General features: G+C 28.5%; 15 protein-coding genes and 1 pseudogene. 14 read left to right on the forward strand and 2 right to left on the reverse strand.

Going from position 1 to position 21,130, the window contains the following annotated elements:
- Positions 1–134 precede the first annotated feature (134 nt).
- The 4 genes from CLCOS_RS13535 (at position 135) to CLCOS_RS13545 (ending at position 5,161) form a co-directional block, all read left to right on the forward strand.
- Positions 135–3,314 carry a DEAD/DEAH box helicase gene (locus CLCOS_RS13535; RefSeq protein ID WP_063600305.1) on the forward strand — a complete coding sequence of 1,060 codons (3,180 nt, stop codon included), beginning with the start codon at positions 135–137 and terminating at the stop codon, positions 3,312–3,314.
- Between the two features lie 173 nt (positions 3,315–3,487).
- A complete protein-coding gene (locus CLCOS_RS22500; protein WP_023163223.1) occupies positions 3,488–3,652 on the forward strand; it encodes a hypothetical protein in 165 nt (54 codons plus the stop codon).
- Between the two features lies 1 nt (position 3,653).
- Positions 3,654–3,902 carry a hypothetical protein gene (locus CLCOS_RS13540; protein WP_063600290.1) on the forward strand — a complete coding sequence of 83 codons (249 nt, stop codon included), beginning with the start codon at positions 3,654–3,656 and terminating at the stop codon, positions 3,900–3,902.
- Between the two features lie 188 nt (positions 3,903–4,090).
- Positions 4,091–5,161 carry a DUF429 domain-containing protein gene (locus CLCOS_RS13545; RefSeq protein WP_063600291.1) on the forward strand — a complete coding sequence of 357 codons (1,071 nt, stop codon included), beginning with the start codon at positions 4,091–4,093 and terminating at the stop codon, positions 5,159–5,161.
- A gap of 421 nt (positions 5,162–5,582) precedes the next feature.
- Here the strand turns inward: CLCOS_RS13545 and CLCOS_RS22825 are convergent, their stop codons facing one another.
- Positions 5,583–5,696, reverse strand: a complete 114-nt coding sequence (locus tag CLCOS_RS22825; protein ID WP_343217899.1) for a hypothetical protein — start codon at positions 5,694–5,696, stop codon at positions 5,583–5,585.
- A 214-nt stretch (positions 5,697–5,910) separates the two neighbouring features.
- Here CLCOS_RS22825 and uvsE point away from each other — a divergent pair, with 214 nt between their 5' ends.
- The 10 genes from uvsE to CLCOS_RS21525 all read left to right on the forward strand — a co-directional run bounded on the left by uvsE (position 5,911) and on the right by CLCOS_RS21525 (position 19,806).
- The gene (gene uvsE, locus CLCOS_RS13550) at positions 5,911–7,167 is read left to right on the forward strand and encodes a UV DNA damage repair endonuclease UvsE (RefSeq protein ID WP_063600292.1); all 1,257 of its coding nucleotides are present in this window, start codon (positions 5,911–5,913) and stop codon (positions 7,165–7,167) included.
- A gap of 225 nt (positions 7,168–7,392) precedes the next feature.
- Complete coding sequence (locus tag CLCOS_RS13555; protein ID WP_063600293.1) at positions 7,393–9,642, forward strand: McrB family protein; 2,250 nt, start codon at positions 7,393–7,395, stop codon at positions 9,640–9,642.
- Positions 9,620–11,326: a restriction endonuclease-like protein gene (locus CLCOS_RS13560; RefSeq protein ID WP_063600294.1), complete on the forward strand. Its 1,707-nt coding sequence runs from the start codon at positions 9,620–9,622 to the stop codon at positions 11,324–11,326. Before CLCOS_RS13555 ends, CLCOS_RS13560 begins: the two co-directional genes overlap by 23 nt.
- A gap of 370 nt (positions 11,327–11,696) precedes the next feature.
- Positions 11,697–12,497, forward strand: a complete 801-nt coding sequence (locus CLCOS_RS13565) for an ABC-three component system protein (RefSeq protein ID WP_063600295.1) — start codon at positions 11,697–11,699, stop codon at positions 12,495–12,497.
- Entirely contained in the window at positions 12,481–12,711 is a 231-nt protein-coding gene (locus tag CLCOS_RS13570) for an ABC-three component system middle component 7 (protein ID WP_063600296.1), read from the forward strand. The genes CLCOS_RS13565 and CLCOS_RS13570 overlap by 17 nt, the downstream gene beginning before the upstream one ends.
- Entirely contained in the window at positions 12,701–14,314 is a 1,614-nt protein-coding gene (locus tag CLCOS_RS13575; protein WP_063600297.1) for a DUF2326 domain-containing protein, read from the forward strand. Before CLCOS_RS13570 ends, CLCOS_RS13575 begins: the two co-directional genes overlap by 11 nt.
- Before the next feature lie 114 nt (positions 14,315–14,428).
- Entirely contained in the window at positions 14,429–14,809 is a 381-nt protein-coding gene (locus CLCOS_RS13580; protein ID WP_063600298.1) for a UPF0236 family transposase-like protein, read from the forward strand.
- A 404-nt stretch (positions 14,810–15,213) separates the two neighbouring features.
- On the forward strand, positions 15,214–18,657 hold the full coding sequence (locus tag CLCOS_RS13585) for a hypothetical protein (RefSeq protein WP_063600299.1): 3,444 nt from the start codon (positions 15,214–15,216) through the stop codon (positions 18,655–18,657).
- A gap of 2 nt (positions 18,658–18,659) precedes the next feature.
- On the forward strand, positions 18,660–19,583 hold the full coding sequence (locus CLCOS_RS13590; protein ID WP_063600300.1) for a hypothetical protein: 924 nt from the start codon (positions 18,660–18,662) through the stop codon (positions 19,581–19,583).
- 85 nt (positions 19,584–19,668) lie between these two features.
- Positions 19,669–19,806, forward strand: coding sequence for a nuclease domain-containing protein (locus tag CLCOS_RS21525; RefSeq protein ID WP_275507176.1), 138 nt, complete (start codon positions 19,669–19,671; stop codon positions 19,804–19,806).
- Positions 19,807–20,454: 648 nt separating this feature from the next.
- Here the strand turns inward: CLCOS_RS21525 and CLCOS_RS13595 are convergent.
- Positions 20,455–20,926, reverse strand: a pseudogene (locus CLCOS_RS13595) (low molecular weight protein-tyrosine-phosphatase).
- Between the last annotated feature and the right edge of the window lie 204 nt (positions 20,927–21,130).

Raw genomic sequence — 21,130 nt, forward strand, 5'->3', positions numbered from 1 at the left:
TTCTATAGTTTGTTTCAAATTTTTATTTTATGGAGCAGGTATGAATGTACCTTATTTTTGATAAAAAGGTAAGAATAAGTTATAATATGCACATATGAATGTAAATTGGAAAGTAGCAGGGAGTGTCAACTGTGATAAAGGACGGGGTCTATGAGCAGGTAATATATGAAGATCTTAAAAATAAGCTAAAAGAATTAGATTTAGATAAATATGTTCTTGAAAAGGAAACTATAGATGTAGAAGAAGCTAAAACTATACTCACAAGCTATATATCTTCTGTAGTTAAAAAGTGTTTAAGATTTATAAGGGAAAGTAATAAAAAGAATGATAAGGAAGCTTTGATTTCACAAATAAAGGCTTGCAATGAGCTTATAAAAAGTTTAAGCAAATTAGTCCATGAGAAAAACGTTACTGGGTTAAAAATTGATGAAGAAGGGGAAATGCTTACGGCTTTGTATTCAAAAATAAATAGCATTAAAGCTGTTAAGGAAAATAAGGCAGTAAGACCAGTAACTTCACTTTCTCAAAGTTCACTTTTCACTGGTTCAAAGCAGGAGCCAGACATGATGAGTGAAATAAAAAAAGAGATATTGTGCTGTGATTCTATTGATATGTTGGTGTCCTTTATTAAATGGAGCGGCTTGAGATGCATAATTGAAGAGCTCAAAGAATTTACAGAAGGGGAAGATCATAAGCTTAGAATTATTACTACTTCTTATATGGGAGCTACTGATTATAAAGCTATTGAAGAACTTAGCAAGCTTAAAAACACTGAAATAAAAATATCCTATGATACTGATAGAACAAGGCTTCATGCAAAGGCTTATCTTTTTAAAAGGGAAACAGGTTTTACTACAGCTTATATAGGATCTTCTAATTTATCTAATGCAGCACTAACCTCTGGACTTGAATGGAATATAAAAGTTACGGAGAAAGATTCCTTTGATATTATTAAAAAGTTTCAGGCAACGTTTGAAAGCTACTGGAATGATGATGAGTTTAATAGTTTTAATGGAGAACTTGAAGGGGATAAGAAAAGGCTTATAACTTCTTTAAAAAAGGAAAGTAAAACTGATAGTAATGACAATACTATATTTAGTTTAGATATACATCCCTACTATTATCAAAAGGAAATATTAGAAAAACTTAAGGCAGAAAGAACACTATATGGAAGATGTAAAAACCTTATAGTAGCAGCTACAGGAGTTGGGAAAACAGTTATAGCAGCCTTTGATTATAAGGACTTTGCAAAAGAAAATAGAAAAGAGAAAAATAGGCTTTTATTTATAGCTCATAGAGAAGAAATATTAAAGCAGAGTAGAGATACCTTTAGAGCTATATTAAAGGATAATAATTTTGGCGATTTATATGTAGGCGGAAATATACCAGAGTCTTTGGATCACCTGTTTATGAGTATACAAAGCTTTAATTCTTCAAAGCTTTATGAAAAAACTACTTCTGATTTTTATGATTTTATAATTGTAGATGAGTTTCATCATGCAGAAGCACCTTCCTATAAAAAACTTTTGGATTATTATGCTCCAAAGATACTTTTAGGATTAACAGCTACTCCAGAGAGAATGGATGGCAAAAATGTACTGGAACGATTTGATGATAGAATAGCAGCTGAAATGAGGTTATCAGAAGCCATAGACAAAAAGCTTTTAAGCCCATTTCAATACTTTGCAGTATCAGATAGTGTGGATTTATCTAAGCTTAAATGGACTAGAGGCGGATATGATAAAAATGAGCTTCAAAATGTATATACCAGTAATGATATTAGAGTAAGTGGAATAATAAGCAGTTTGTATAAATATGTTACAGATATTGATGAGGTTGTGGGACTAGGCTTTTGTGTAAGTGTAGAACATGCTAAATATATGGCAGATAGGTTTAACAGCAAAGGCATTTCTTCTATGGCAGTACTTGGAGAAAGTAGCAGTGAAGAAAGAAATAATGCCAAAAGAAGACTTATATCAGGTGAAGTGAAGTTTATATTTACAGTAGATTTATATAATGAAGGTGTAGACATACCAGAAGTAAATACAGTGCTGTTTTTAAGACCAACAGAAAGCTTAACAGTATTTTTGCAGCAGCTTGGAAGAGGTCTTAGATTATGTGAAGGAAAAGAATGTTTAACAGTACTGGACTTTGTAGGTCAGGCTCATAAAAACTATGACTTTGAGCAAAAATTTAAAGCACTTATTGGTAAATCAAAACATTCAGTAGAATATAGTATAAACAATGGATTTCTAAATTTACCTAAAGGCTGCTATATACATTTAGAAAAACAAGCTAAGGAGTATATATTAAGAAATATAAAGGGAGCTAAATTGACAAAAGCAAGCCTTATAAGTAAATTGAAATACTTTGAAGGTGACACTTACAAAAAGCCAACACTAGGAAACCTTTTAGATTATTATAATTACAGTTTAGTTGATGTTTATGGTAAAAATGGAGACAGAAGTTTTTCTAGAATGAAAGTTGAAGCAGGGTTAATAGATGACTATGTAGACAAGGATGAAGTACTTCTTACAAAGAAAATGAAAAACCTGTTTCATATTAACTCAAGAAAACTTATAGAGTTTATGATAAAAGTGTTAACTTTAAAATCTAAATTGGACACTAGCAATTTAGATGAAGAAGAAAAACATATGCTTGGAATGTTATATTACAGTTTTTATATGGAACCTCCAGAAAAAATAGGTTATAAATCCTTTGCAGAGGCTTTATATAACCTTTGTTCTAATAATAAGGAATTAATAGAAGAAGCTGTAGAAATTCTTAATTATAATTACTTACATATTGACTTTATAGATAAAACTGTGGATTTAGGAGGCTCTGTTCCATTAGATTTACATTGCAATTATTCTATAGATCAGATTATGGCCGCCTTTGGATATTTTAATGAAAATAAAAAGCCATCCTTTAGAGAAGGAGTAAAGTATTTTAGAGAAATGAAAGTAGATGCATTTTTTATAACCTTAAATAAATCAGAAAAGGATTATTCTCCTTCTACTCTTTATGAGGACTATGCCATTAATGAGAGGTTGTTCCACTGGCAAAGTCAAAGTAGAACCAGTTTAGAAAGTGAAACAGGACAAAGGTATATTAATCATTTCAAAACAGGTAATAAAATAGTTTTATTTGTTAGAGAAAATAAGAAGAAGGATGGTTTAGCTGCACCTTACACTTATTTGGGAGAGGCAGAGTATGTAAGTCACAGAGGAAGCATGCCTATTAGCTTTGTGTGGAGATTGAAGGAAGAGATGCCTGCGGGGATTATGGGAGCGGCTAATAAAGGGGTAATTTAAAAAATATAATTGTTAATGTATTTTTAGGTAGGGGTGTGTACTTTTTAGGAGGAATAGATTTGGTTAAGAAATATTGTGAAGATACTATGTTTAGATTATGAGAATAGGATATAATAGAGGTGTAAAAAATGTTTTTATATAATGCTAAAGTGTTTTTGTGGAGGTATGTTTAAATGAAGAATAATAATGAAAAATTATATGATATATTTTTAAATTATTCTTACAATGATTTAATGGATTTGTTTAGAAAAGCTAAATGTAAAGAAGAACAGGATTTTTATGCTATGCTTTCTAATTTAGTGCTTCAAAGAGAGGCAGAAAAGGTTATAGGTAAGTAGTATGCCAACATATATAATATTTGCGGGAGTTAGTAGGGGTGGGCATGGAATACCTGATAAAGATATAGAAAGAAGATATAGTGAATCTTTAAATAACTTACTTAATGTTAATGAATTATGTGATGAAATTAATATTTATGATAACACAGATATATTTAAACTAGTGATATCTATAAGAAATGGGAAAATGATATGGTATGATAAGAATCTACCTAAATGGACAAAAACAATAATGAATTCAGAAGTTTGAAAAATTCTTAATTTTTCCAAGTAGAGCCTTTGAGTGTTTGATGATGTACTTGAGGGTTCTTTACATATGGAATAAGTAAAATTCATTGATAGATTAGGAAAAGAAAAAGGGATTACAGATCAGTTGGTAAATTTTATTGAAATGTCCACAGCAGCAGTACCAAAACAGGAAAATTTTGAGGAGAGAAAATGAAATTTTGTGGTATAGATGTACATTTAAGAACTCTGTCAATTGCAGAAATAGATGAGAATTTCAATGTAAATTTATTGAAAAATATGAACTTAAATGAATTAAAAGAATATATAATGAGTACTCCTATAACTTTAATAGGAGTAGATGCACCATATAATCTAAATCAAGGCTTAATGAATGATGAAGTATATAGAAATAAGCTAGGTAGAAAAATTAATGGACATTATAATAAAAAAGTTTCAGAGTACGAGTTATCGAGAAGAGGTATAAATCCATTTTCTACTCCATCGTCTATGGAAATAGTAAGAAGTAAAAACTATTTATCTTGGATGGAAATAGGATTCAAAGCGTACAATATTCTAAAAGAAAAAGGACTTGAATTACTAAATGAAAGCAATTTAAATGAAAAGAAAGATAGAGGAATGGTTGAAGTATTTCCTCATGCTTGTTTTACAGTTCTTTCAGGAAAACTTCTATCCAATAAAAACACTGAAAAAGGAATAAATGAGAGAATAAATGTTGTTGAGGGACAAGGCTTTACTGGAATTAGAGATTATCTTCAAAATATAAATAAGAAGTATAAGGATGATTTCCTAGATGCATTAATTGCAGCTTATACTGTATATAAAATATATAATGGCAGCGGAACATTTGTTGGTGATATTGTAGAAGGACAGATTGCCTTACCAGTAGATAAAATTAAAGATTCATATAAAAGAGCAGCAGATCCAGAGTCTAATATAAATAAAAAAGAAGATTCTATAATAATTCAATTCAATAAGATATATGAGTATAAAGTAAAACATTGTGATAGTGTATTATGGTTAAAGCATTTTAAACCAATTAACGGAGCACCAGATGTTTTAGAATTATTAAAAACCAAGCAGAATGAAGATATTAATGTAACTATAGCAGATGAAAATAATGAAATTGTAAATGTCACCTTGGTAAGTATGAAAAATAGAAGTGATGGCTTAAAAGTTTCAAATGAATATAAGAAAATACTTAAAGATTTTTGGGGAAGTAGTGGAGATGGAAGAGAATACATAATAAAAATAGTATTTTAAAGGAATACATGATAATGGAGATAAGTTTTAACTTTCAGAAGTTTTATAAGCTTTTGTAGAAGAGTTACTGTTTATCTCCATTTTTTTACTGTAAAAGGAGATGAAAATGAAACTATTATGGTATACAGATAACTTATTTTTTAAAGATAAAAAAGCAATTATGGAAAGAATATTGATATCTTACAATTTTGCAAAGTATATAAATATTGATTAGTTGAAATATAAAGTAAATGTGGCTTTTCAAAAATTGAAAGTGAAACGAACAAGATTTGCTGCTATTTATCTGATGGCTACCTACTGTAACACTCCCACTTCTATCAAAGTAGGAGATATTAGAACTCTTGAGCTTCAGCGATTTAGAGTCCTTATGCTGTGCATAATAGTAGCTATTCTAGATAATTTATCTATATTATTATAGTTATTAGCACATTATCTTTTCTTCCCACCACGCATAACCAACAGTTGCTTTGGCAGACTGAGTAGGTGTTTCAGGATTTGACAAGAAAATTAAAAATGATCCCCCAGGAGGAAACATAAACTTTCCAACTTCTTCACTTGCAGTGGTAACTTCTGGATAACTTCTATTTTAAATACATTGTATCCGTCATAGGGTTCACAAAATAGCAGTATAATTTGAAACTCTATGGTATATAAGTAATTAATATGACTAAACTAAATATATCTTGCAAGTAGGTGAAAAAATGACAAATAAAGTACTATAGTTTCAATGAGAGAGGGATGTGGATAGGATGAGTATAGGGTATGCATGTTTAACTATAGGAATTTTAAATACTAATTTAAAAAGCTGTAATGCTAAAAATGTATGTGATGAGAAGTTATTAGATATAATAGAACATAATTTGAAATCTCTTGAAAATATGATTGCGTATAACATAAAAAATAGTATACATCTCTTTAGAATTAGTTCTGATTTAATATCTTTTGGATCAAGTCCTTTAAATAAGCTGCATTGGTGGGATATATTCTCTAATGAATTTTCTAAAATTGGTAGGAAGATCAGAGAGAACAATATTAGGGTTTCAATGCATCCTGGACAATATACTGTGCTTAATTCTCCAAATAAAGATGTAGTAAACAGAGCAGTGGAAGATTTGAATTATCATTCTAAAGTTTTAGATAGCCTCGGAGTTAATGCAGAGAATAAAATAGTGCTTCATATTGGTGGGGTTTATAATGACAAGAAGCAAGCAATAAATAGATTTATAAGCAATTATGTAAATTTGGATGATAGGGTGAAGAGAAGACTTGTTATTGAAAATGATGATAAATCCTATAATATAAATGATGTGATTGAAATAGGAACAAAGCTAGGTATACCAGTTATTTTTGACAATTTGCATAATGAAATCAATCCATGCAATGAGGATAAAAGTGAATTGTACTGGATAAATGAATGTAAAAATACATGGAAGGATAAAGATGGATATCAGAAAATCCATTATTCACAGCAGGATATTTCAAAGAAACCGGGCTCACATTCAAATACCATAGCAGTAGATAGATTTGTTGATTTTTATGGAAGCTTGGAAAGAGAAGATATAGATATAATGCTTGAAGTGAAAGATAAGAACCTTTCAGCAGTAAAATGTATAAATTCCATAACCAGGGATAAAAGAATTAGCAAGCTTGAAAATGAATGGAGCAAGTATAAGTATACTGTTTTAGAAAGTTCACCTAAAATTTATTTAGAAATAAGAAATTTGCTTAAGGATAAAAAGAATTACCCTGTTGTTCAATTTTATAATTATATAGATGAAGCTATGAAAGAGGAAGTTATACCGGGTAATTCAATAAATGCTGCACTGCATGTATGGGGATATTTTAAAAATATAGTGGATAGTAAAGAAAAGGAAGGTTTTCTTAGGAGCATTGATAGGTATAAGAAAGGGGAAGTTTCTATTAATGTAGTTAAAAATAAGTTGTGGAAGATGGCAGTTAAATATGATGAAAGGTATCTTAAGGATTCGTATTATTTTATATTTTAAAGCTAGTGATAATTTTATAGAATAATTATACGTATGTACTGGACAGTGAGCTGCCATTTAAAATAGAACTTTTGAAGTAAGGAGGGATAGTAGATGTATTTATCTCCATTTTTTTACTGTAAAAAGAGATGAAAATGTTATAAAATAATAGTATAATTTCAAATTTTATGTAAAAAGAGTAATTAATATGACTATCATAAATAAATTTGACAAGCAGGTGAAATTGTGGAAGGCAGATCAGGTGGATGGATAGAAGTTAGTGGAGAAGATATAATAGGTAAAAAATTAGTAGATAAATCGTTGCTAGATGGAAAAACTACGATACCTTATTTATTAGTAAAAGATTTTTTGTATGTATTGAAAAAAGATAGCCTAGAAAAGGGACAAGGAGTAACTATAACAATTTTAATTGATAATAAAGAGTTCACAGCAATATTTAGACATGTTGGTGTAAATGGTAAAGATAACATATATAACATAGGATTTAAGAAAGAAACTACAGAATATTTAAAAGAAAAATTGTATAAAAGCTATAAGTACATATTTGAGTATAATGAAGATACAAACATAGAAAAACCGCAAGAATATATAGAATTTTATAAAACGGATAAGCTTAATACTTTTAGAATTGAGCTAATTGTTGATGATAATTACAGTTTTACAGAGCTACCTAATGCAGAAAAAAACAATTTAAAAGAAGTTTCAGTGGCTGCATCAGAAGATAATGCAGCATTAAAAGAAAAATTTTTTGATTACATTGGAAATAAAGAAGAAAATCTTGTAAACAAGTATCAAAAAAGCTATAAGCTTGTTTTACTAATAGCTCTTTTAGAACTAGCAGACTTTGAAGGAAAAGCTGTATATGACGATATTTGTTCATATATCAAGGACTTTTACATAGAAAACCATAAAAAAGGATTATCAGTAGAAACTTCAGATTCAGAAATTCAAAGGAGTATAGAAAACTTACAAGTAAATACTGTAAGAAAGGTAATGAATGAAAATCCTTATAATGTTATAAGTAAAGAAGATTATATATTTAAGGAGCACGTAGATGATGTTGAATACTTAAGTTTTAATACAGAGCTTTGGAATGAATTTACCGAAGAAGACAAGGAAAACCTAAAAGACATTTTAAATCACAAGCTCAATAAATACTATTTGGATAAGGGTTTAGGAGAAAATGGGGAATTACACAGCAAAAAGGAAACTGTAGCTACAGTAAGAAATGAAGAAACTGACACATTGGAAACAGCAATATCAAATAAAATCTCAAGATTAGAAAAAAACTTTGAAAGTAAAGCTGTAGAGGAATACATTTATAATTACATAGCAGCAGAAGGTTATGAATACAGCAGGGATATTATAAAAAATTTATACTTGTCCTTAAAAACTAAACCTTTTGTTATTCTATATGGAATTTCTGGAACGGGCAAAAGTAAATTGGTGGAGCTGTTTGCTAAGGCTTTAGGAGCTTCAAGAGAGGATGAAACTTATAATTTAATACCAGTAAGACCAGATTGGTCTGATGCATCGGAATTAATAGGGTATAGAAATATAGAAGGAAAGTTTCAGCCTGGAATACTTACAAATATAATTCGTAAAGCTGCAGAACATAAGGAAATACCTTACTTTGTATGTTTGGATGAAATGAATTTAGCTAGAGTGGAATATTACTTCAGTGACATATTGTCTATAATGGAAACAAGAAATAATGAAAATGGAGAAATAAAAACAGACAAGCTTATAAGAAGAGAGCTTTTTGCTGGAGATAAAGATGCAGTAAAAAGCTTTGAAGATTTATATATACCAGAAAATTTATATATAATTGGTACAGTAAATATGGATGAAACAACCTTTCCATTCAGTAAAAAGGTGTTGGATAGAGCGAATACTATAGAATTTAATGAAGTTAATTTGGATTATGATTTTGATAGAGAAAAAGCTCAAATACAACCTAAGATTTACCCAAATAGACTTCTTCTTTCAGAATATATAAAGATATCTGAGTGCAGCAAAAGGAAGGATACAGCTAAAGCTGTTATAGATGAACTTGTAGAAATAAATAAAATTTTAAAAGAATGTGACATGCAGTTTGCCTACAGAGTCAGAGATGAAATAGTTTTTTATGTGATTTATGCAGTGTATGAAGAAATAATGGATTTTAATCATGCTTTAGATTATGAGATAAAACAAAAGATACTGCCTAGAATTGGAGGCAGTGGTGAAGAAATTGAAAAATGCTTATTTAAATTATTTTTACACTGCTCTCAAATGAAAAAAGGAAACCTTGATTCTGATTATATAGATGAAAATACTTTAGAAGAACTGACCCAATATTTGGAGAAGGTTAAGAAAAGTCTTAAAAAGGATTATGATGGAGAAAAGATTTCCTGTAAATATCCTATATCCTCTGAAAAAATATTGAAGATGCTCAGGAGGTTTAATAGAGATGGATTTACAACCTTCTGGTAGACCAAAAGAAGAACTGTTGTATTTAGAAACGGATAAAATCTATTTCACTATAAAAGGAAAAAACAGAAATTGTGAAATAGATGATAAAGACGTAGATGGCAGGGGATATTCAATAAGTTATGAGGAAAAAGGAGTAAATTTAATTGTTTATACAAAAAAAGCTTATTTCTTTGAATATGAAAATTATGAATTGTTAATAGAAAAGAAGGATAAAGATATAGATCTAAGCTTTTACCATGAAAATAAAGATATAAGAAACAAAATAACTAAAAATAGAAGCGGCAGTTTAAGTGGTATTGTAACCTTTAAAGGAGAAATAGGATATTCTGATTTAGTAATAAAGGTAAATGGAAAAGATCATTTTATTATACAAGTAGAAGTGTTTCCTGCAAAAATAGATTATAGAAAAGATTATATAGCTATTCGCAGTGATGTAAATGAAGAAATTTATAATTTAGCCTTTGACTTTCTTAAAAGGACTTATTCCTTAGGCGGACTGAGTAAGCATAAAGGAGATTCTTTAAGTGAATATTACAGCATTTTAAATTATATCTTTGAAAAGTTAAAAAAGGCATTAAAAACGATAACAACTATGCCTCATCATTTATTGGTTAATGAAAGGAAGGTTGTTTCTTATCATAAATTGAAAAATGCAACAAGTGAAACTATAAAGTGGCTGGAAAAGAGACCTGAAAAACTTGTAAAAAAGAAGGATAAGTTTCTTCCTGTAGAAGCTCTAGAGGTTAGAAAAAAGGTGACTTTAGATACTAATGAAAATAGATTTTTGAAATTTATTGTGAAGAGTATTTTATTTAAGTTGAAGGAGCTTAGAAAAAGATATTTTAAGCTTGAAAGAATAGAAGACAGCTCATTTATTTCAAGGTTGGAAGGTTTTGCAAAAACAATGAATAAATATTTGACTTCCACATTTTTAAAGGATGTAGGACAATACCATTTTAGAGAAAATTTATCTATGGTTTTTAAAATGGCTGTGGGTTACAATGATGTTTATAAGTATTATTTGATGCTTCAAAAGGGATTGACTTTAAATGGAGAATTATTCAGGCTCAATATAAAGGATTTGCCGCTGCTTTATGAATACTGGTGTTTTATAAAGATAAATGGAATACTCAGAAAAAACTATAATTTAATCTCTAATGATACGGTAAAAGTAAAAAACAATGGAATTTTTGTAGCTTTAAAAAAGGGAGTGGAATCTAAAGTAGTTTATGAAAATCCTGAAAATGGTGAAAGATTTGTGCTTTCTTATAATTCAAAGATGCCGTCAGAAACTGTAGGGCAAAAACCAGACAATGTTTTGGCTATAGATAAGATAGGTGAAAAGGCAACTTACAATTACATTTTTGATGCCAAATATAAGCTGGATGGAGCTTCAAAAGGCAGCAGTTATGAAAAACATAATAAAACCCCAGGGCCTAAAGAGGAGGATATTAATACTATGCATAGGTACAGGGATGCTATAGTGCATAACAATGAGGAAACAGGAAGATATGAAAAAATTGTATCTGGAGCTTTTGTGCTTTTCCCTTATGAGGATGAGGAAGAATATTGTGAGCATCCGTTGTATAAGAGTATAGATACTGTGAATATTGGTGGAATTCCTTTTTTGCCGAGGGCTACGAAGCTCATGGAGGAGTTTTTGAGGGAGATTATTGGAGAATAGTATTGAGCGTATAATTTTAATAAAATTATAGGTAGGTAGCTAAATAATAGATAAGTATGTAGAAGCTTTATATAATGAAATATATAACCAATGTATAAAAGAGTAATAATGTCAAGGTTGGAAAATTATCATAAAGAAATTTTTATATAATTACAATATAGTTTTTATGAAAATGGATATGTTAAAAAATCGGTATACTTTTTGAACAGAGCAAATTTAGGAAGAAAAGGTTATGGTATTTTATTTCTTAGTAAAAAAGTGAAAGTTAAATAAGAAAGGTACATTGATATGGATGGATAAGAATGTTGATTTGACAATAACAGTTTAAATATTAAAAATTCATATGATGATAAGTTGGAGGTGATCATGTTTGGAGAAAAGAAAGTTAAACGATCCATATCTAATAGAAAGAATTGGAATTACAGATAATATGGACAATGCATACTTATTGGAGGTAGGTGGGATATGCCCTTTGTGTGGGGAATATTTACTATTGGGCAAAGGAAAAAGAATGAATAAAAAGTATCAGATAGCACATATTTATCCTAATAGTCCAACAATTGATGAAATAAAGGAACTTGAAGGGCTTGAAAGACTTGGTACTAACTGTGAAGATTTTCAAAATAAAATTGCATTATGTAAAGATTGCCATGGATATTATGATGATCATAAAACCAAAGAAGAATACATAAATTTACTTAGAATAAAAAAAGGCTTACTTAGTACTTCTAAAGCGAAAATAGCTGTTTCTCATCAGGATTTAGAGCAAGAAATAATTTTAGTAATCAATGCACTTTCTAAAATTGATGGAAAAACATTAGAAAAGATGAGATTAGAATACAAAGCATTAAAAGTTTCTAATAAAATTGAAGATGAATATGCTTTATTAAAAATAAAAATAGAAGGTTATGTTTGTTCTTTCTTTAATTTTATAAAAGAAACATTTCAAGATTTGGATCAAACCGGGAAAATAGATTTTGAATTAATTGCATCTGAAATAAAGACAACTTTTTTGAAGTGTGAAAAAGAAATTACGAATAAAAGTGAAATATTTGAATCTTTAGTAGAATGGTTACAGTCAAAAGTAGTAGGCTCTTCAAAAGAAGCATGCGAAGCTATAATTTCATATTTTGTTCAGAATTGTGAGGTGTTTCATGAAATTACCAAATAAATTATTTAATTATGGCGAAAGTATAATTAGTAAATTCCCTATTATATTAAAAATTTTAGAACAAAAGAAGTATTTAACTATTTATGAATTATATGAACATGTAATTACTCACTTTAATGATATTACAGAATTTATTGATACAGTAGAGTGCTTATATGCACTTAACAAAATAGAATATAATAATAAATTAAGGAGAATTTATTATGTTGTATGAGATCATTTGTGAACAATTTAAGCAAAAGAGAATAGAATTTCATGATAGTCTAAATACTGTTTTAGGAGATGACCTTGGAAGTAATTCTATAGGAAAATCTACCTTCTTAATGATAGTAGATTATGTATTTGGTGGAAAAGACTATATATTGAAGTCAACTGATATTCAAAGAAATGTTGGAAAGCATATAATTAAGTTTTGTTTTATTTTTGGCAAAGACAAATATTATTTTTTAAGAAATACTGATGATTTAGAAAATGTGAGCAAGTGTGATGAGAAATATAATGTTTTATATAATATTACGCTTACAAATTATTGTGATTTTTTAAAGCAAATGTATGATATAGAACTTTATGATATTAGTTTTCGTGATATTGTTGGTAGATATGCAAGAATATATGGAAAAGATAATTTAAATGAAAAGCGTCCCTTAGATATTGTACATAATGAACCTGCAGGAGCACCAACTAATGCATTATTGAAATTATTTGACTTATATAGTGTGATTTCGGAGTTAGAATTGCTGCTTAAGAAAAAGGAGTCAGAGTTAAGTGCATTTAAAAAAGCTCAAAAATACAGCTTTTTACCACATATTGGGAAAAGACAGTATAATACAAATTCAAAAGAACTAGTTATACTTGATAAAGAGAAAGATAAAATTTGTAAGGACTTAGATAATAACTTATTAGATTTAGATTCAATTAAAGCTGAGGAGGTAATAAAATTAAAGCAACGTTTATCAACTGTCAAAAGACAAAAAAATAGACTTTATTCTCAACTCACAGTTATAAATAATAATATTAAACAAAATTCTAACTTGAAGTTAGAACAATTTGATGATTTATTGAGATTTTTCCCTAATACAAATATAAAAAGTATTTTAGAAGTAGAAAAATTTCATCAGGAAATAAGAAAAGTGTTGAGGTCTGAATTAAAACAAAAGAAAGAAGAATTAAGCAAATTGCTTTCTATTTCACAAGCTGAAATAGTTAAAATTGAAACAAATATTAAAGAAATTATTAAGATGCCTAATTGTTCGAAGTCAATTTTAATGAAATATTCAAATTTGCAGAAAAGGATTGAAGAATTAGAAAATCAGAATAATACATATGAGAAATTGAATGGTCTCACTGTTGCAAGAAATGATACAAAACTTAGAAGGGATAATATGAAGACAGAACAACTACATCAACTGCAAAATAGTGTAAATTCTAAAATGCAGGAAATAAATGATTACATATATTCTAGAAAAAAGAAACCACCTATTATTACCTTTGATAAGAATCAATATACTTTTGAAACCATAGATGATACTGGTACAGGTACTTCATATAAGAGTATGGTAGTGTATGATTTAAGTATATTGGAGATGACAACTTTACCAATTTTAATCCATGATTCAGTTGTTTTAAAACAAATATCTGATGAAGCTATAGAAAAAATATTAAGAAAATATAAAAGTCTCGATAAACAGATTTTTATTTCATTTGATAAGAAAACAGCATACAGTTTAGAAAGTCAAAAAATATTAAATGAAACAAAAGTTTTAGAACTTTCTGCAAATGGTAATGAATTATTTGGAAGATCATGGAATAATAGATAAAGCTGTAAAGAGAATAAATAAAATTATTTTCATAGCCAAAATATATTTATTAAAACATTAATTCCTATTGAACCACCGTGTACCCAATGTTACACACGATGATGTGAGAGGTTGGTGAATGAAATAATTAAGTTAGAAAATGATAGAATTTCAAAATACTTAAAAGGTGAAATTAAAGGAAAAAAGGAAGCCAATATACTCTTTCAAGAAAAAGACGGAGTCTATTTAAAGATACAAGGTAAAAAGCATAAGCAGAAACTTAAAGTGGCTAATAAAGATAGCAATAGCTATCAAACTATAGGAATAATGTATTTTTTAGGATATAAACAGAGTAAATGTTTTGATGATCTAGTAAATGATGGTATAAAGGAGATATATAATAAAGAAGAAATCCAATACACTATTCTCAATGGCGATGGTGCATTATGGATTAGTTTAGAAAGAGAAAATAATATTCAAAAAATATACCAACTTGATTTATTTTATATATTTTAAAAGGCAAGTTGTAAAATAGAAAATAAGGAATCTAGAGAAATAATAAAAAAACTTTTAAAGAAAAAGAAGTATGGTGCAGTATTAAAGAAGCTTGAAGAATTTATAAATTTAGAAAGTGATGAAAATATAAAAAATCAGTTAGAGGAGGTCTATAGCTACTATAGTAATAATTTTAATGCACTTATAAAATATCAGGATAGAAAAGATATTATTTTACCTTACCCCCCTGACGGGATATAATGTAAGGGGTTAGGTACTACGGAAAGTGGCATAAGAAATGTTATAGCAATTGGAATGAAAGATATATTAATGAAAGTAAATTTATGGTAGAATAATAATTGTAATGCATATTAGAAAACAATGTTCACCTATTGCAACAACACTAACAGGGGAGGAATTAAAAATTGAATTGGAATGATGATTTAATACAAAGAATTAAAAATGGACCTAGGATTCTATTTTTAGGACAGAAATACCTTGAAATAGATAATAACGAAAATCCAATGTTAAAAGCAATAAAGCAAAAGTTTTTTAATGATGACACTAGTATAGAAAATTATAATTTGTTTTTAAGGCTATCTGAAGTTAACAATATGGAATTAGATTTGACGCTTGGATGGATACAAAAAAGATGTGAGAGAATATCCGCTCCAGAGTGGCTTAATGCTATTTCGAATATCTATTGGAATAGCATTTATACTTCTTCAGTGGACAATGTTATTTCAAAATGTTTTAGAAATTCGTGGCGAACTTTTAAACCCATTATCAATAATAGAATATATCCAAATGATTTAAGAAGTATAACTAATTTGCATGGAACATTTTTGTTTGGAAATGTTAGTAGAATTACAAAATCTGAGAGACCACCTTTAGATGAATTTGAGTTATTAGAAGCTAGAGATCAGGCTAAAGAACTACTAAAAAGACTTCCAAGTTTAATTACACCATTTGGAGTGCTTATTATAGAAGGATATGATTTCAATAATGATTGGATTAAAATTGAGGATTTGTATCCATTAATAAATAGTTTAAATAGGAATCAAGTTCATTTATTTAATTGTGATATAAATAATATTAGTTCAAATATATTTGCTAATAAATTAATAGAGACAGATAAGTTAGTAATTCATAAGGAAGGTTTTTCGGATTTTCTTCTTGAAGCAGAGCGCAAAGGAATTTTTAATTATGATACTCTAATTGCGTATGATGAACAATTAGAATTGAAAAGGGTTACCATAAATAAAAAGAGAGTAAATATACCTAAAAACTTATATAATGACATAATTTATAGTGCTATAGTGTTAGATGATTCAATAAATCTTCCAATTGATGATTTGCCACATTTTAAAATAATTGATGAATTCAAAAATTTTTTACTTGAGTCAAGCGTTAGGCCTATTTGGGATGGATATAAAAGGAAATTTAATATTTGTAGAACATTTGAACATATACTATATAATCTTATAAAAGATCAATTAAAACAAACATTTGAAAGTGATTTAATTATCCTTTATGGTCAAGCTGGTTCTGGAAAAACAGTATCACTCGGAAAAGTTGCTTATAAGTTAAAATGTGAAGAAATAGCACCAATTTTGTTTATTGAAAAGAAAAATCAAAAGCCGGATTTTGAAATTATTGATAGATATTGTAAATGGGTAGAAGATTCAGGAGCAGAAAAAACTATTATTTTTTGGGATGATTCAGTTAATGCAGATCAAATTAGTCAATATAATGATTTGAAGCATTATTTAGTAACACGTGGTAGAAAGGTTGTTATAATAGGAAGTTCTTATAGAGTACAAGATACTAATCAAAATAAAGATATTAAATATACTGAATCAAAAGTAAATTTAGATGAAAATGAAATTAAAAGCTTTAAAGCTGTTCTTAATAGGGTATATGAAGAAGTGCCTAATAATATTGATTTAGAAACTTTTTCTAAGGATAGTAATTTTTTAGTCCTATTATATAGGTTATTACCTGATACTAAAACACCCTTAAGGAAAGGAATAAATGATGAAACGCAAGAAAATGAAAAAGTTTTAACCAATTTAATGAAAATGGATGGTAATGAGCAGCACTGCAATATATTAGCTGAATTATTAATTGCAAAGCTGAAAGAAATAAATTTTAATTTTACGGATAATGCAATGGTTAAAGATAAATATGATTATGAAGAATCAATAGATATACAAATACAGAGGATTACTGAATTAATAGTTGTACCTGGTCAGTTTGGATTAAGTGTACCAATTGAATTAATACTAAGAATCATAAATAAAGGGTTTAATGAAAAAATCGTAAAATTATTTGAGAAATTAGATGTTTTTAGGATTACTCAGAGGAGAAATGGTAACCTTGAAATAAGCCCACGGCATCAGGTTGAAGCAAAATTATTAGTTCAATACAGAATAGGAAGTTATCAAAAACAAATTGATATAATTAAAGAACTTATAGAAAATGTTAAAAATTCAACTGCATATGGAGAAGACAATGAAATTAGTTTTATTGTGGAGTTACTTAAGAACATTGGCCCAAATGGAAAGGAAAATTCAAGAGGATTTATGTCATTCTATATGGATATTGCTAAATCATTAGAAATTGCAAGGGAAAAATATGGTGTAGTAAATTCAAGGCTGATGTTGCAAGAAGCAGCATTTATGAGAGAATATGTTCAGCAAAATAATAAAAGTAGCATGGACTTAAGCGAAAAAATTAAGACAATGGAGAATGCTGAAAAAATTATTAAAAGTGCTATTAGTATTGAAGAACATACCAGTAACAGAAAGTTTAAGGGATTTCTTTATAATGAATTAGCAACAAATCTTGGAGTACGGCTAAGAGAATATATTAATAATAATTACAAAAAAAAGTATTTGTTAAATATCGCCAGCGAGCTGCAAAGAGCTTTTAATATGACAAGAAAGCTAGACCCAGATACATACTACCCAGTTGATGTACTGGGGTGGAGCTCAATTTCATTAGTGGATAGTAAGACTTTAGGCGAAAGTGAAAAAGAGGAGATATTAGCTAATGCACTAAGTGTATTTGAAAGGGTTGAATCAGAGAATACATCCGTAAAAGATAGAAAAGATTTTATTAAGAGAAAACTCGAATTGTCAAATAAGTGCAAAAATTCTGAATTGTCAAATCAAACTTTTAATAAGCTTTTGGACATGGGATCTGGAGCTGGTATTTATTTAATGTGTAGACAAAGGTTAATAAACATAGATATGAGTAAAGAAATTAATCTAAGTGAAGTAGAGACTTGCAAATCTACAATAAAATATCTTAAGGAATTTGATGAAATAATAAATAAAGATAGTAGATGCTTATATTTATTACTTCAATTAATATGGTTAGTAAAAAGCAGAAAACCAATTTTTTATAATGAGAAGCAAACTTTACCTTTTGATAAGTTTTGCTGGCAAGAGATTAATAATATAGCAAGGAAAATAATAGAGTTAGATGGTGAGTACGCAAATGTGCCAATAAGATATATTGAGGCATTAAGTTATTTTCATTTAGGAGATTTTAGACGATGTATAGAAGTATATAAAGAAATAAGAAATGATGAAATTTATGGAAGAAGGAGAGTAATTGCCAGCCATTTAGCATCAAATGAGGATGGTACCATAAAAGTTTATAGTGGTACTGTTGAGTCTTATAAAGAAGAGACTAAGAGTGGAAGAATTTATATAGATGCCCCTGAAATAAGAAGCGAGTTGTTTTTCTCCGGTAAGGAATTTACTTCTAAGGAGACAATTCTTCATACAACTCATGAAGGTTTAAATATTGCATTCAATTTTGTATCACCATATGTTATCAAGGGTTGGGGGAATAAGTAAGAATGAATATAGAAGAGCAGACTATATCAAAACAAAATATAGATAAAATACTTGTTAACAAGGATGAAATTAACAAAGATGCTGTAGATATTGATCCAAAATTTATAGTATTTGAAGAATTATACTATAAAGAAATTAAGGTTTTACCGTATGAGTTAGGTTTTATATACTTAGTATCATTATTGTATAAACTGTTTAATGAATGTGGTAAGGTATCCTTGAGATGTTTGATCGAGAAAATGACAATTTTTAATTTGAAAGGAGATGAATGTAGTAAACTTATACGAATTGTTGGAAGGTTAAGAACAATACTATTTCATAATTTAAATCTACAAAACAATAAAGATAAGAGAACTATTAGAATTTGTGAGGAATGGTTTAATGATACTTGTGGAAAAAATTATCCCCAAAATGAAGAGGAATGGAAAAGCTGTTTAGAAACACTAATTACTCAATCTATGAATTTTATGATAAGTATACATAGGTGTGTGGAACAGATAGCAAATGATGAATTTAGGGATGAAATTGTTGAGGATATAATTAAAAAGAGAAGTATCGATTTAAGTCAAGGTGAATTTGAAGAACTTGTACATATTGTTGCTAATAATATGGGAATGAACATAGATTGTGAAATGTTAACCGAAAGAAAGTATCAGGATTGGAAAAAAATTCTTAATTATAGTACAGTACAAAAAAGTAGAGAAGCAATTATTGAAAAATCAACTAAATTAATTGAATGCACACTTTTAGTGGATATAGAACTTGGTATGCCAATAACATCTAGTGATATTATTGATAGTTTTAATATTAGCCCTAGCCGTGATGTAGGTAAGCTGATGAAATTAGCATTTAGAATATATTCTGATGATAATTCTTTAACCAAGGAAAAGTTACTAGAAATATTGCACAAAAAATACTTTTTTTAGGCTTGATTTCAATAATTAACCTACATTTTGTATGTAAAAATTATCAAATAGTAACAGAGAGTGGAAACGAAATGTAAAAGCTTTGTTGCTACCAGAGATTAAGAAAGAGGATATTAATACCATGAATAAGTACAAAGATGCTATTGCTAGTAAAAATGAGAAAACAGGAAGATATAAAAAGATTGTATCTGGAGATTTTGTGCTTTTTCCTTACAGAAATTAGGAAGAGTATTCCAAGCATCTATTGTATAAGAATATAGAGACAGTGAATATTGGAGGAATTCCTTTTTTGCAGGGTGATACGAAGTTTATGCAGGAGTTTCGAGGGAGATTGTTGGAAATAGTATGTGCGGATAGGTTTGAATGAAATTTGGATTAAATGAGAAAAGAAGTACTATGATTGTGGTGATTTGAATATGTTTAAAGTGTCTATTATTAGAAATTTATAAAAAATTATGTTGTCCACTTTTACTTAATCTTAATGATGCCAATGAGTAAATGGATTTTGGAAGTATTCTATGACATAATTCTCTTAATTCTAATTGGGAGGATGATCTGGTTTGAACAATGAAGAAAAAATATTGAAGTTGCTAGAGAATATGCAATCTCAAGTTAATGAAAATACTCAGGTACTTAAAGCTCTTGAACATAAAGTGGATATCATAAAAGATGAATAAGATAATATGAAACATGAATTAGCTAACATATCTGGAGATACAAAATCAATAAAAAACCTATGCTTTAAGAAGAGTTTTAGCATAGGTTTTACAATTATTTCAACAAAAATAATTTAGTAACATGTTTAAAAATACTACTATGTGCTAGAATGTTTAACAGGGATATAAACAGAAGAGAATTTACTTCACTCCTGTTATATCAAGGATGAAGCTTTATCTGATATGTATTTTAAAAGAGCTTCACAGCCTATTTTTATATCATCATAGGTATCATCGAAATTACCTGTGTACCAGGGATCTGCAATGTCCCCTGAAGTATCTGAAAAATCAAGAAGCTTTGTAACCTTGTTTCCAGAATCTTGTCTAATTATTCTAAGAATATTTCTTATATTATAGCTGTCCATTCCTATGATATAATCATACTTTTCATAATCCAATTTAGTTAGCTGAACGGCATATTTTCCATCTGTTGAAATACCGAATTTAGAAAGCTTGTCTCTTGTAACCCCTATGAACAGGATTACCGATCTCTTCGGTGCTTGTTGCAGAGGATGCTATAAAGAAGTTATCTTCAATCCCATGTTTTTTGACCATATCTTTTAATACAAATTCAGCCATTGGTGAGCGACATATGTTGCCGTGACATACAAACATTATTCTAATCATATATTATACCTCGTTTAAATAATACTTTTACTTTCAATTGAGTAAGCGTCAAATAAGAAATTGGATAGAAAGTGTTTAAAAAATGTGAGATAATCTTCTAAAATAAGTTTTAAAGTTTTTAAAGTTAACTTGAAAAACTTTAATAGGAGATTTTAAATGGATGTACAAAAAACAACACAGGATTATAGAATGAATAAATGGATT

Origin of the sequence: Clostridium coskatii, assembly GCF_001675205.1 — a bacterium.
GTDB classification, from domain to species: domain Bacteria; phylum Bacillota; class Clostridia; order Clostridiales; family Clostridiaceae; genus Clostridium_B; species Clostridium_B ljungdahlii.

What these genes read in the sequence shown, in the direction of transcription:
- CLCOS_RS22500 (WP_023163223.1), top strand. Translation starts at nt 3,488, where the DNA reads ATGAAGAATAATAATGAAAAATTATATGATATATTTTTAAATTATTCT.
- CLCOS_RS13540 (WP_063600290.1), top strand. Translation starts at nt 3,654, where the DNA reads ATGCCAACATATATAATATTTGCGGGAGTTAGTAGGGGTGGGCATGGA.
- CLCOS_RS13545 (WP_063600291.1), top strand. Translation starts at nt 4,091, where the DNA reads ATGAAATTTTGTGGTATAGATGTACATTTAAGAACTCTGTCAATTGCA.
- CLCOS_RS22825 (WP_343217899.1), bottom strand. Translation starts at nt 5,696, where the DNA reads ATGTTTCCTCCTGGGGGATCATTTTTAATTTTCTTGTCAAATCCTGAA.
- uvsE (WP_063600292.1), top strand. Translation starts at nt 5,911, where the DNA reads ATGAGTATAGGGTATGCATGTTTAACTATAGGAATTTTAAATACTAAT.
- CLCOS_RS13560 (WP_063600294.1), top strand. Translation starts at nt 9,620, where the DNA reads ATGGATTTACAACCTTCTGGTAGACCAAAAGAAGAACTGTTGTATTTA.
- CLCOS_RS13570 (WP_063600296.1), top strand. Translation starts at nt 12,481, where the DNA reads ATGAAATTACCAAATAAATTATTTAATTATGGCGAAAGTATAATTAGT.
- CLCOS_RS13575 (WP_063600297.1), top strand. Translation starts at nt 12,701, where the DNA reads ATGTTGTATGAGATCATTTGTGAACAATTTAAGCAAAAGAGAATAGAA.
- CLCOS_RS13590 (WP_063600300.1), top strand. Translation starts at nt 18,660, where the DNA reads ATGAATATAGAAGAGCAGACTATATCAAAACAAAATATAGATAAAATA.